Consider the following 13850-nt stretch of genomic DNA (forward strand, 5'->3'; position numbering starts at 1 on the left):
AAATAAAACCATTCCTGTGCAAACGACAAGTAAAGCATAGGAATGGTTTTATTTAACTTATTTTTTTCTTTTGTTTGACAGGTATCTCAACTTCTACGACACCATGCGTTCGAATGATTTCTAATTCTGGGTTATCCATTGTAGTATGAAGTAGTTCTTCTAATACGGCATTTAGCTCTATATCTTTGATGTCACGCGTTTTATTAACTAAAACAACATCAATATGAGTATCTGCTGTACTATGAATGACTAACGTTTTACCTAATGAATAGACACTGACAAATCTAGCATCTGTGTTTTCCAATTGTTTAGAAACCAAAGTAGCATAACTGTTTGTAACGTCAATTAATTTCATTAATATCACCCCAATTTAGTTGTACCGTTCTTTATAAATTAATTATACCACAATGATTAAAAATTAAGGAGAAAAGCTTCCTATATATAGGAAAGAATTTTCTCCTTAAATCATATTATTGGTTAATTTGTTCTGTTATTGTGATTTTATCATCTACTAAATTGGCTGATAATATTTTTGCGTTAGGATTATCTAGATAACAATCAGCGATACCATCTTCAATGTATTCTTGAATAATCCGTCTTAGAGGTCTTGCTCCCATATTTGCATCATAACCAAGTTCAACTAATTTTTCTTTTGTTTCTTCGCTTGTTTCAATCACAATCCCTTGTTCTTGTAATTTTATGTTTATCTCATCAAGCATGAGAGACACAATAGAAAGTAAATTATCTTTGCTTAATGGTTTGAATTCTATAATCCCATCAAAACGATTTAAGAATTCAGGTTTAAAGTAATGTGTTAATTGGTTTAAAACAGATTGAGTGGTGCCATCTTTTATTGCACCAAATCCAACACTTGCTTCAACATTTTGTGTACCAGCGTTACTTGTCATGATAATCAAAGTATCTTTAAAACTAATCGTTCTACCTTTTGCATCAGTTAAACGTCCATCTTCTAATATTTGTAAAAAGAGATGCAATACGTCAGGATGAGCTTTTTCAACTTCGTCTAAAAGAATTAAACTGTATGGATTTCTACGAACCCTTTCAGTTAATTGACCAGCTTCATTGTATCCAACATAGCCTGGTGGAGAACCAATTAATTTTGATACGCTGTGTTTTTCCATGTATTCACTCATATCAAAACGAACCATATTTGTTTCATGACCAAAAAGCTCTTTAGCAAGTTGTTTAGCAAGTTCTGTTTTACCAACACCAGTCGGACCAACAAAAAGAAATGAGCCGATTGGTCGATTTTTATTTCCCAATCCAATACGATTTCTTCTGATAGCACGTGATACTTTATCAATGGCCTCATCTTGTCCAATGACATGTTGTTTCAAATCGCTTGCTAAATGTTTCATTTGTTGTTGTTCTGTTTCTTTTAATTTTCCTACTGGGATACCAGTCATGACTTCAACCGTTTGTTCCATATCGGTAATCGTAACCACTGGCATACTATCTTCTGAAACTTGGTGAATTTTTAATTCTTCTAATTTTTTTATTTGATCTCTGTAGTAGGCTGCTTTTTCAAAATCTTCTTCTTCAGAGGCAATTTGTTTGTTAGCCTCAGCTCTTGCAATTCTTGAATTAAGTATTTTGGGATCAATGGAGGGAATGGTTAAATTCTTTTTAGAACCAGTTTCATCAAGTAAGTCGATTGCTTTATCAGGTAAATGTCTATCTTGTATGAAACGACTTGATAAATATACAGCTCCCTCTATTGCATCATCAGTGTATTTAACATGATGATAGTGTTCATATTTTTCTTGAATTCCTTTTAAGATATGGATTGTTTCTTCAATAGTTGGTTCATCCACTTTAACAGGTTGTAAACGTCTTTCAAGAGCAGCATCTTTTTCTATAATTCGATATTCATTAAATGTTGTTGCGCCAACAAGTTGTAACTCACCACGAGCTAAAGCTGGTTTTAAAATATTTCCAGCGTCCATTGAACCGTCATTAACAGAACCGGCACCAACAATTTCATGGATTTCATCAATAAATAAGATGATATTTTTTTGTGATTTTAATTCTGTTATTAATTGTTTCATGCGTTCTTCAAATTGTCCTCTCACACCAGTACCTTGTACAAGTGAGACAACATCAAGACGAATCACTTCTTTATTTTCTAATTTACTAGGAACATCTCCATTGACAATACTTAAAGCAAGTCCCTCAACGACAGCCGTTTTACCAACACCGGGTTCTCCGATTAATACAGGATTATTTTTTGTTCGCCGATTTAAAATTTCTATAACCCGTTTTATTTCTCCGTCACGTCCGATGACAGGGTCTATTTTTCCTTCACGGGCTAGTTGAGTTAAGTTTTCACCATATTCACTAAGAATAGACGTTCCACCATTTGCTCCATGTTGTGTTTGGGTATTACTCTGTTGTTGTTTCATTGATTGTTGGGCTAATTGTTTAAAAAAATCGTTTAGTTGACCAAAACCATAAGGATCTTGAGCAAATTTTTCTCTGTTCATTTGATCTTCTTGAGATTTTAAGTCACGATAACATTTTTGACATAAATCTATTTGTTGTTGTTCTCCATTTAGTGTGGCATGTAAATGGATTGTCGCATCATTTTTTTTACAGTTTTTACATAGCATAGGCAAATCCTCCTTTAATCAAATGACACAGTCAGTTTTTGACCTGTTTTGACCTTAAAGCAATTATATAATTTTTGAATATAAGAAGCAAAAATTACGCTTATTTTTTTATCATGTATTTTAAGGGAAAAAATATTGAAAATAAATTGTAACAAAAAATGTTTTTTTATTATAAAGATTAGAATTGCGATTTAGTGCACAAAATGATTGCTATATCAAATTAATTACTAGAAAATCGTAAATTATTTTCTGAAATAGCCTTGAAAAGTTTATAAAAGGTTTTTAAAGTTCTTTATAGAACATAGGAAAAAAGTTGTAAGTAATAGAAAAACATGGTATTCTTTATCATTGAAAGGGTTATTTTTTTAGGGTGATTTTTGATTAAATAATCCATCATAAAAATTTTTCACATGACAAAGGAGAAGATAATTATGGAAAAAAAAGAATTTCACGTAGTAGCAGATACAGGTATCCACGCTAGACCAGCAACTTTATTGGTGCAAACAGCTAGCAAATTTAGTTCAGATGTAAACTTAGAATACAAAGGTAAATCTGTTAACTTAAAATCAATCATGGGTGTCATGTCATTAGGTGTTGGCCAAGGTGCTGATGTAACAATCACTGCTGAAGGTGCTGACGAAGCTGATGCAATCGCAGCTATCGAAGAAACAATGAAAAAAGAAGGGTTATCTGAATAATGACAAAACAATTGAAAGGTATTGCAGTTAGTGATGGCATTGCAGTTGCTAAAGCATATCTTTTAGTTGAACCGGATTTATCATTTGAAAAACGTTCAGTTGAAAACGTCGAAGCCGAAGCAGCACGTCTTTCAGATGCTCTTAGTCAATCAACTAAAGATTTGCAAGCAATTAGAGACAAAGCGGTAAAAAGTTTAGGTGAAGAAGAAGCACAAGTATTCGATGCTCACTTAATGGTTTTATCTGACCCTGAATTGATCAGTGCAATTGAAGGAAATATCAAAGATAACAAAGTTAATGCTGAATCAGCATTAAAAGAAGTGACTGATATGTTTATTGGCATGTTTGAGGCTATGGAAGATAACCCTTACATGAAAGAAAGAGCTGCCGATATTCGTGACGTGACAAAACGTGTCATGAGTCATTTACTAGGTGTAAAATTACCTGATTTAACAATGATTGATGAAGAAGTCATTATTGTTGCTGAAGATTTAACACCAAGTGATACCGCTCAATTAGACCGTAATTTTGTTCGTGCGTTTGTTACAAATATTGGTGGACGTACATCTCACTCTGCTATTATGGCACGTTCTTTAGAAATTCCTGCTGTTGTAGGAACAAAAGAAATTACTGAGTATGTTGTCGAAGGTGACATCTTAGCTGTTGATGGTAGTGAAGGAGACGTTATTGTTAATCCTACTGATGAACAAGTTGCTGATTTTAAAGCAAAAGAAAAAGCATTTAATGAATTAAAAGCTGAATGGGATAAATTGAAACATGCTAAAACAGTAACTGCTGATGGCAAACATTTTGAATTAGCTGGAAACATTGGAACACCTAAAGATTTAGAAGGTGTGTTAGGTCATGGAGGAGAAGCAGTTGGGTTATACCGTACTGAATTCTTATATATGGACTCTCCAGATTTTCCAACTGAAGATGAACAATTTGAAGCTTATAAAGCAGTTTTAGAAGGTATGGAAGGTAAACCAGTTGTGGTTCGTACAATGGATATTGGTGGGGATAAAGAACTTCCTTACTTAAAATTCCCAGAAGAAATGAATCCGTTCTTAGGTTACCGTGCTATTCGTATTTGTTTAGCAGAAGATCAAATGTTCCGTACTCAGTTACGTGCATTATTACGTGCATCTGTTTATGGAAATTTACGTATTATGTTCCCAATGATTGCTACTTTAGCTGAATTTAGAGAAGCTAAAGCTTTATTGGAAGAAGAAAAAGCTAAATTAGTTGCTGAAGGTGTGGACGTTTCTGATGATATCCAAGTAGGTATTATGATTGAAATTCCAGCTGCGGCAGTAATTGCTGACCGCTTCGCTAAAGAAGTTGATTTCTTTAGTATTGGAACAAATGATTTAATTCAATATACAATGGCAGCAGACCGTATGAACGAACGTGTTTCTTACTTATATCAACCTTATAATCCTGCAATTTTACGTTTAATTAAAAACGTTATTGACTCAGCTCATGCTGAAGGAAAATGGGCTGGTATGTGTGGGGAAATGGCTGGCGATCAAACAGCTGTTCCATTACTAGTTGGTTTAGGACTAGATGAGTTTTCTATGAGTGCAACAAGTATTTTACGTACTCGTAGCTTAATGAGTCGTCTTGATTCTAAGAAAATGACTGAATTAGCTGAAAAAGCTATTACTGAATGTGATACTGCTGATGAAGTTGTTGCATTAGTTGAAGAGTATACTAAATAATCAACATTTAAAACTATAATTTACTGTTTTTATACAGTAAATTATAGTTTTTTTTTATTGTAACGTGTTAAGATAGGTACTAGTGTATAAATTTCGTATAAAAAATGCGACTGTAGTATGATGTATTGTGAAATAAATTTACGTATTATAGTAGATATTAGGAGTGGATTTTTTGTTAAGGATAAATATGTTTTCATCAGCTGATAAAGTGAAAGGCCAAGGGGTTGGAAGTGCCTATATCGAATTAATTAATATGCTCAATAAACATTTTTCAACTGAGTTTGATATTTCAATTAATAAATTTAAGCAATCGGATATCTCGCATTATCATACTGTGGATCCACAGTTTTTTATCTCAACTTTTTTTAAAAAGAAAAGAGGCACAACAATAGGATATGTCCACTTTTTACCTGAAACACTTGAAGGAAGTCTAACTCTTTTTTCACCATTTAAAAAGATATTTGATTGGTACCTTATTCGTTTTTATGGACGGATGGATCAATTAGTAGTAGTGAATCCAACGTTTATCCCAAAATTAGTTGAGGCAGGATTAAAAGAAGAACGAATCACCTATATCCCAAACTTTGTATCCAATAAAACGTTTTATGAAGCAACAATAGAAGAAAAAAAAGATTGGCGGAAAAAATATCAAATTCCAGAAGAAAAATTAGTCATTCTAGGGACGGGACAAATCCAACAAAGAAAAGGTATTGATGATTTCGTTCAATTAGCGATTGATAACCCTGATAGTCAATTTATTTGGGCAGGTGGTTTTTCTTTTGGTAAAATAACAGATGGATATGATCGATATAAAAAGATATATGATAATCCACCAAAAAACTTATTATTTACAGGAATTGTTGACCGGGAAGAAATCATGAGATTATACAATTTAGCCGATGTGTTTTTATTGCCATCTTACAATGAACTGTTTCCAATGAGTATATTAGAAGCATTTAATTGTGGTACACCTGTCATGTTAAGAGATTTGGAGTTATATCATGCGATTATAGATGAGCAGTATATCTCAACAAAAGATATCAATGACATGAATAAAGAAATTGATAAAATTAAAAAAAATCCTCAAATATTAAAAGAATATCAACAAAAATCAAAAAATTCAGCCTTATATTATAGTGAGGAAAATGTCGCCAAAATATGGTATGACTATTATAAAGAAAGTGCTAAGGAGGAGAACTAGGTGAAAATAGGTTTTTTTACGGATACATATTTCCCTCAAGTTAGTGGTGTATCAACATCTATTAGAACACTAAAGCAAGAACTTGAAAAGTTGGGACATGACGTGTATATTTTCACAACAACAGATCCTGATGCAAAAGAAGTAGAACCACGTATTATACGAATGCCAAGTATTCCGTTTATTTCATTTAAAGATAGACGCGTGGTTATTAGGGGAATGTTGTATGCTTATCATATTGCCAAAGAAATAGATTTGGATATTGTTCACACGCATACAGAATTTGGTGTGGGGATATTAGGTAAACAAACAGCCAAAGCATTAAACGTTCCAGTTGTTCATACTTATCACACGATGTATGAAGATTATTTACATTATATTGCTAAAGGAAAAGTATTAAAACCAGTTCATGTTAAGCAATTATCTAAGTTATATACTAATCATATGTCTGGTATTATTTGTCCTAGTCAAAGAGTGGTAAGTAAGTTACAAGAGTATGGGATAGAACGTCCAATGTCTGTTATCCCGACAGGAATTAATGTGTCACAATTTAAGCCCGTTGAAGAAGAATTGATAAAAAATGTGCGTCAAACGTATCAAATTGATGATGAGGCGTGTTTGTTGTTATCAGTTAGTCGAATATCTTATGAAAAAAATATTCAAACAGTTCTAAATGGTATGCCGGATGTTGTTAGGGAAATACCAAACGTTCAATTATTGATTGTTGGAGATGGTCCATTTAAAGCGAAATTAGAGAAACAAGTTGAGGAACTTGGTTTATTGGATTATGTGACGTTTGCAGGGGAAATTCCTAATAAAGATATTGCCCCATTTTATCAAGCAGCAGATTACTTTGTCAGTGCATCAGATTCTGAAACTCAGGGATTAACTTATACAGAGGCTATGGCAGCAAAAACAAAGGTTGTTGCTAAAGGAAATGACTATTTAGATAGTTTGTTTGATGATGAAACTTTAGGTATTACTTATGTCGAAAATGAAGATTTTGCGCAAGCATTGATTGAATATGTAAAAAAAGATTTATCAACTAAGAAGACTATTTTAGAAGATAAATTATATGATATTTCAAGTGAGGCATTTGGTAAACGAGTGGAAGAATTTTATCAAGAAGCATTTGCTTATTTTGAAGAAAATCATCAAGATTATGAGGATGATAGTAGTTTGTACTCATTGAAATTATTTAAAAAGTAGTGCGTTAGGAGGAACTCTATGACCAAAAAAAACAAATGGTACCTACTTTTAGCAGTTATCTTAGGTCTAATTGTTATTGGAAATGAGATGAAAAAGGTCAGTTTACAGGATATGGCTACAGAGTTTTCTATTATTAATTGGTGGTGGATAGCTGCTTCAGTTGCTTGTATCTTAATATATTGGGGAATTGAGGCAAAGATTGTTCAAGTCTTGCTAAAACGGAGTAATCCTAATTTTAGCTTTGCATCAAGCTACCGTATACCATTAATTGAGCACTTGTTTAATGCGATTACGCCATTTTCAACTGGTGGACAGCCAGCACAAATTATTGCACTATCTAAGTCAGGTGTAGACACTGGTGTGGCAACGTCTGTTAGTTTAATGAAATTTGTTGTGTATCAAGTATGGATAGTCATTAATTTTTTAGTTTGTTTGGTAGGAGGTTATGGCTACTTATCAAACAATCTATCTAAATTGAAAGTATTAATACTTTTAAGTTTTATTATTCATTTTGTTATTGTTATAGCCTTATTGATGATTATGTATTGGTATAACTTTACAAGGAAGTTGGTCGATATGGTGTTTAAAGGCATTCGTCTATTTAAAAAAGGCGAAAAAATCGATCAACTCTATCAAAGAACTATTGAAAAAATGGATACTTTTTATGAAGAAAGTAAATATATGAGAGATCAACCCATTTTAATGGTTAAAGTGAGTGCTCTAACTGTTCTACAGTTGACTGCTTATTATATTATTCCTTACTTTGTTCTTCATGGTTTAGGGATTCATGGTATCAGTATTTTTCATATTGTTGTTTTACATGCGTTTATCACGATGATTATTTCACTGTTTCCCATACCAGGTGGAACGGGAGGAGCAGAATATAGTTTTAGTTTATTATTTGGCACGTTTACGTTGTCTCAAAGTAAGTTAGTCTTGGCTATTTTTCTCTGGCGCGGAGTGACTTATTATTTGGGGATTATACTAGGATTGATTGCCTTAACAGTGCATCAAAAAAAGAAATCAATTGAATGATTTTATTAGAAACATTTGAGTTGTGTACTTAAATGTTTTTTTGTTATAGATTAAAAGGGGTATGGCTTTATTTAATCATTGACTTTTCCTATAATGAAAGTATCAAAATTATTTATATGAGGTGAAAAGGCATGGAGAAAATTGGTTTCATTGGTACGGGTGTTATGGGTGCATCGATTGTCAGACATTTACTAAAAGCAGGCTATTCTGTAAACGTTTATAATCGTACGAAAGAAAAAACAGATGAATTAGTTAAAGAAGGTGCTATCTGGCAAGATACACCAAAAGATGTCACGACGAATAGCGATATTGTTTTTTCAATGGTTGGATATCCAAAAGATGTTGAAGAAATATATTATGGAGAAAATGGCATTTTTTCTGCGGATGTGACAGGGAAAATACTAATTGATATGACAACTAGTACACCTTCATTAGCACAAAAAATTTCACGAACAGCCACAGAAAAAGAAGCGTATAGTTTAGATGCTCCAGTATCTGGTGGCGATTTAGGCGCTAAAAACGGGACGCTAACCACGATGGTAGGTGGAAGTCCTGACGTTTTTAATAAAGTAGAATCAATCTTAACTGTGTTTAGTAGCAAAGTAAATTTACAAGGAAAAGCTGGTAGTGGGCAACACACTAAGATGGCTAATCAAATCATGATAGCAGGTACTATGACAGGGATGACAGAACTACTGGTTTATGCAAAATCAGCAGGTTTAGATTTAGAAAAAGTCCTGGATACAGTTGGTGGAGGAAGTGCAGCAAATTGGTCGCTGACTAATTACGCCCCAAGAATTTTAAAAGAAGATTTTACACCAGGTTTTTTTGTTAAACATTTCTTAAAAGATTTAAATATTGCATTAGAAGAAGCTGAGAAAATGTCTATAGATTTACCAGCAACTAAAGAAGCACGAAATCTTTATCAAGCACTAGTGGATAAAGGTTTTGAAAACGATGGAACACAAGCTTTAATTAAACTTTGGTGGGATATTTAAAAAAGTTAAAAAAAGACATAGTTTTTCAATGCATGTTAGGTGTGTTTCTGTTACAATATAACAGAAGAAATGCGAAGGAGGCTAGCTCTATGAAAAGTTCACAGTTAGCAGCAATTATTAAACGATTGAATGCAATGGTGGAATCTAGCGACAATGAAGTACAAGTTCGTCGATTTGAAAGAGAAGGACAAGAGCGATGCATCGTGACGTTTGATGGGAACAATGAGATGTTTGAATTAACTGAAGCAGGTTCTCAAGAAGTCTATCAATTTGATGACATTGATTTAGTCACTTTAGAAATTTTTGAATTATTACAAGACTAACAATTAAAAAGTGCGCACGTATGTGTGACACTTTTTTTTTATGGGATAAACGAAATCACATAGAATAGGGGGAAAGATGATGGGAGAGATGATAGAGTTCCCAGTTAATGAGGAAAGAATATTTTATCTAGGAAAGCAGAGTTATGAGCAGGGGGATTATTTAAGAGCATTGGAGTATTTTAATGAGTGCTATGAAGCGAATCCATCTTTAGAGATAAATCAATTTTTAGTGAAGACGCTAATGGAAATAGGCCAATTAGAAGAAGCAATAAGGCATCTAAAAGAATATGAAATAGATTATAAAACACAAGTGAACTTACAACCACTTTATTTTGAAGTGTTACTGAAAGAAAAACAGTTTTTAGTGTTGGAGAAGTGGCTAAATCAATTAGATGATTCACAAGAATTAAAAAAAGAATTTAAGGAAAAGCTAAATAAAACGCAAGATTATTGGACGCTTGTTGATGCAAAAGAGTATGAGGAACGTTTAGTGGAAATAAAGACAATGAAAGAAGGAACACTTATCACTCAAAAAGAGTTGTTAAAAAAAGCAAATTATTTAACTAAAATAGATTTTTTTAAGTTATCTTCCGAAATATTTTTAGTTAGTGAAGATATATCACCACTTATTCGATCTCAAATAATAGATGAATTAGTCCAACTAAGATTTGGAGAAATAGTTAGTATACGAGATGTTTTTGGCCAGTACCACCAAACGAATTTTAGTGAGCTAAATCGATTAAGACCAAGTGTTAGCAATCATCCTCTTTATAAAGAATTGTTAGACTATCTGGAAAACAATGACCCAAGTCAAGGAATGATTATCTTAACAATTGTACAAACTCATTTGGGAATGATGTATCCTCATATTAATGCTATAGTGACTGATACAGAAATGTGGTTTAAAGCATACTTAAACTATTTTGGTTTTGAAATGAATGAAGAAATAGAAGTGTTAGAAATTTGTCAAAACATTCAAGTTTTAGATAACACCATGATGAATACGATGACAAAATAGTGAGTTGTTAGTGAAAAATGTTTACAATTAACGGTCTATAGTGTAAGATTGTAGGGTATGAAATAGTAATAAAACTATTAATGAATAGATAACTTGGAGGTACATTACATGTCTACAAAATGGGAAAAACAAGGAACAAACGACGGAGTTTTAACATTTGAAATTCCTAAAGAAGTTGTTGATAAAGGGTTAAACACAGCGTTTGAACGTATTAAGAAAGATTTAAACGTACCAGGATTCCGTAAAGGGAAAGTACCTCGTCAAATGTTTAATCAAATGTATGGTGAAGAAGCGTTATATGAAGACGCATTGAACATTGTATTACCGGATGCTTATGAAGCAGCTGTTGCAGAAGCTGGTATTGAACCAGTAGCTCAACCAAGAGTAAAAATTGATTCTGTAGAAAAAGGGTCTCCTTGGACTATTATCGCAGAAGTTGTTGTAAAACCTGAAGTAAAATTAGGTGACTACAAAAACTTAACTGTACCTAAACAAGATCGTACAGTAACAGATGAAGATGTTGAAGAAAGCTTAGCTCAAAAACAACAATCTCAAGCAGAATTAGTTCTTAAAGAAGAAGCAGCTGAAAATGGCGATACAGTTGTGATTGATTTTGAAGGATTTATCGACAGCATTAATTTTGAAGGTGGAAAAGCAGAAAACTATTCTTTAGAATTAGGATCTAATTCATTTGTACCTGGATTTGAGGAACAATTAGTTGGAGCAAAAGCTGGAGATGATGTGGAAGTTAAAGTAACTTTCCCAGAAAACTATCAAGCAGAAGACTTAGCTGGTCAAGATGCTATCTTTAAAGTGACAGTTCACGAAGTAAAATCAAAAGAATTACCTGAATTAGATGATGAATTTGCTAAAGATGTGGATGATGAAGTAGAAACATTAGCAGAGTTAAAAGAAAAAATTAAAGAAGAATTAGTAGCATCTAAAGAAGCAGCAGCTGAAGCAGCTATTGAAGAAGCAGCTATTTCTCAAGCAGTTGAAAATGCTGAAATCGTTGAATTACCAGAAGTAATGGTTCATGATGAAGTTCACCGTGGTATGAATGAATTCTTATCAAACATGCAAAACCAAGGAATTTCACCTGAATTATACTACCAAATCAGTGGAACAACTGAAGAAGATTTACATAAACAATTTGAAGGCGAAGCTGAAACTCGTGTTAAAACTAACTTAGTGATTGAAGCGATTGTTGAAGCGGAAAACTTCGAAGTAACAGACGAAGATATCCAAGCGGAAATTGATGACTTAGCAGCTCAATATAACATGGAAGCAGCAGCTGTAAGAAGTGCTTTATCAGATGACATGTTAACTCATGATATTAAAATGAAACGTGCAGTTGATGCAATCATCAAAACTGTTAAAGAAGAAGCATAAGAAAGTCCAAGAAGACAAGGTGATATAGCCTTGTCTTTTGTTTTCTTTTTTAATGCATTGTCTAGTAGAGTATGTTATTATAAACAAGATGATTAGACTTTTGGTGAAATAGGCCTTGTAGGTCTTTTTTCAATTAGGAGGGAAAACATGTACGACAATACAGGTGAAAATAATGAAGTTCGCTGTTCGTTTTGTGGAAAATCACAAGATGAGGTGAAAAAATTAGTCGCAGGACCTGGAGTATATATCTGTAACGAATGTATCGATTTATGTAAAGAAATCATTGATGAAGAGATGCAAGATGAGATGGTATCTGATTTAATCAATGTATTAAAACCAAAAGAAATTTTAGATGTATTAAATGAATATGTCATAGGACAAGAAAGAGCAAAAATCGTATTGTCTGTTGCGGTTTATAATCACTATAAACGTGTGCAACAAATGGCAATTGATGAAGAAAATGAAGAATCCGATGATGTGGAACTTCAAAAGAGTAACATCTGTTTGATAGGACCAACAGGATCAGGTAAAACATTTTTAGCTCAAACACTTGCTAGAACATTAAATGTTCCATTTGCTATTGCAGATGCGACAAGCTTAACAGAAGCAGGGTATGTGGGAGAAGATGTTGAAAATATTCTCTTGAAATTATTACAAGCAGCTGATTTTAATGTTGAGAAAGCTCAACGAGGAATTATTTACATTGATGAAATTGATAAAATTGCAAGAAAAAGCGAAAATGTCTCCATTACACGTGATGTTTCGGGTGAAGGGGTTCAACAGGCTCTTCTTAAAATATTAGAAGGAACTGTGGCGAGTGTTCCACCTCAAGGAGGACGTAAGCACCCTCAACAAGAATTGATTCAGATTGACACATCTGAAATTTTATTCATCGTAGGTGGCGCGTTTGATGGCATTGAAACAATCGTTAAAGAACGTCTAGGTGAAAAAGTGATTGGGTTTGGTTCAACGAACAAAAAACAACGTGATGAAGAAAAAAGTATCATGTCACAAATCATCCCAGAAGATTTATTAAAATTTGGGTTGATTCCTGAATTTATTGGTCGATTGCCAGTGACAGCATCACTTGAAAAATTAACCCAAGAAGATTTGGTAAGAATTTTAACGGAACCTAAAAATGCATTAGTAAAACAATATAAAAAATTATTGTCACTGGATGATGTTGAGTTAGAATTCACACCTGGAGCATTAGAAGCAATTGCGAATCAAGCGATTGAGCGTGATACAGGGGCTCGTGGACTTCGTTCAATTATTGAACATGTCATGATGGGCATTATGTATGAAATACCAACAAGAGAAGATGTAGAAAAAGTAATTATTACTAAAGAAGCTGTCGAAGGTGATGGCGAACCAGAATTAAAATTAAAAACGACTAAATAGGTAAAAGAGAGTAGAGAAATCTGCTCTCTTTTTTTGATATATTTGTTTCAATTGACGCATAACTGTCATAAAGTTTACATTTTTTTGAAGAAAAGATAAAAATAAACTGTATTTTGAATAATTTACCTTTATTTTACAAAATCAAGACTATAAAGTTTACAAAAACTTGATACACTCTGTGTGTAATAAATAAATCAAACAAACAAATAACTTTTAAGGAGTTTTGA

Annotated in this window: 12 protein-coding genes; 10 read left to right on the forward strand and 2 right to left on the reverse strand. The window is 33.0% G+C overall.

The window, feature by feature from the left end:
• Positions 1-52: 52 nt before the first annotated feature.
• Entirely contained in the window at positions 53-355 is a 303-nt protein-coding gene (locus CBF36_RS01650) for a DUF1827 family protein (protein WP_125956042.1), read from the reverse strand.
• Between the two features lie 115 nt (positions 356-470).
• On the reverse strand, positions 471-2630 hold the full coding sequence (locus CBF36_RS01655) for an ATP-dependent Clp protease ATP-binding subunit (RefSeq protein WP_125956044.1): 2160 nt from the start codon (positions 2628-2630) through the stop codon (positions 471-473).
• Positions 2631-3061: 431 nt separating this feature from the next.
• On the opposite strand from CBF36_RS01655, the gene CBF36_RS01660 reads away from it, so the two are divergent.
• The 10 genes from CBF36_RS01660 to clpX all read left to right on the forward strand — a co-directional run bounded on the left by CBF36_RS01660 (position 3062) and on the right by clpX (position 13623).
• On the forward strand, positions 3062-3328 hold the full coding sequence (locus tag CBF36_RS01660; protein ID WP_071456474.1) for a phosphocarrier protein HPr: 267 nt from the start codon (positions 3062-3064) through the stop codon (positions 3326-3328).
• Positions 3328-5049: a phosphoenolpyruvate--protein phosphotransferase gene (gene ptsP / locus CBF36_RS01665; RefSeq protein WP_125956045.1), complete on the forward strand. Its 1722-nt coding sequence runs from the start codon at positions 3328-3330 to the stop codon at positions 5047-5049. The genes CBF36_RS01660 and ptsP overlap by 1 nt, the downstream gene beginning before the upstream one ends.
• 172 nt (positions 5050-5221) lie before the next feature.
• Entirely contained in the window at positions 5222-6250 is a 1029-nt protein-coding gene (locus CBF36_RS01670) for a glycosyltransferase family 4 protein (RefSeq protein ID WP_125956047.1), read from the forward strand.
• On the forward strand, positions 6251-7456 hold the full coding sequence (locus CBF36_RS01675; RefSeq protein ID WP_125956048.1) for a glycosyltransferase family 4 protein: 1206 nt from the start codon (positions 6251-6253) through the stop codon (positions 7454-7456). It begins immediately after the preceding gene.
• 18 nt (positions 7457-7474) lie between these two features.
• A complete protein-coding gene (locus CBF36_RS01680; RefSeq protein WP_125956050.1) occupies positions 7475-8491 on the forward strand; it encodes a lysylphosphatidylglycerol synthase transmembrane domain-containing protein in 1017 nt (338 codons plus the stop codon).
• 131 nt (positions 8492-8622) lie between these two features.
• On the forward strand, positions 8623-9489 hold the full coding sequence (locus CBF36_RS01685; RefSeq protein ID WP_125956052.1) for an NAD(P)-dependent oxidoreductase: 867 nt from the start codon (positions 8623-8625) through the stop codon (positions 9487-9489).
• Positions 9490-9578: 89 nt separating this feature from the next.
• Positions 9579-9812: a YkuJ family protein gene (locus CBF36_RS01690; protein WP_125956054.1), complete on the forward strand. Its 234-nt coding sequence runs from the start codon at positions 9579-9581 to the stop codon at positions 9810-9812.
• Positions 9813-9891: 79 nt separating this feature from the next.
• On the forward strand, positions 9892-10830 hold the full coding sequence (locus tag CBF36_RS01695) for a tetratricopeptide repeat protein (RefSeq protein ID WP_125956055.1): 939 nt from the start codon (positions 9892-9894) through the stop codon (positions 10828-10830).
• Between the two features lie 108 nt (positions 10831-10938).
• Positions 10939-12222, forward strand: a complete 1284-nt coding sequence (gene tig, locus CBF36_RS01700) for a trigger factor (protein WP_125956057.1) — start codon at positions 10939-10941, stop codon at positions 12220-12222.
• Between the two features lie 147 nt (positions 12223-12369).
• Positions 12370-13623 carry an ATP-dependent Clp protease ATP-binding subunit ClpX gene (gene clpX / locus CBF36_RS01705; RefSeq protein WP_125956058.1) on the forward strand — a complete coding sequence of 418 codons (1254 nt, stop codon included), beginning with the start codon at positions 12370-12372 and terminating at the stop codon, positions 13621-13623.
• The last annotated feature ends 227 nt before the right edge of the window (positions 13624-13850 follow it).

Source organism: Vagococcus bubulae (genome assembly GCF_003950315.1).
Lineage (GTDB): Bacteria > Bacillota > Bacilli > Lactobacillales > Vagococcaceae > Vagococcus > Vagococcus bubulae.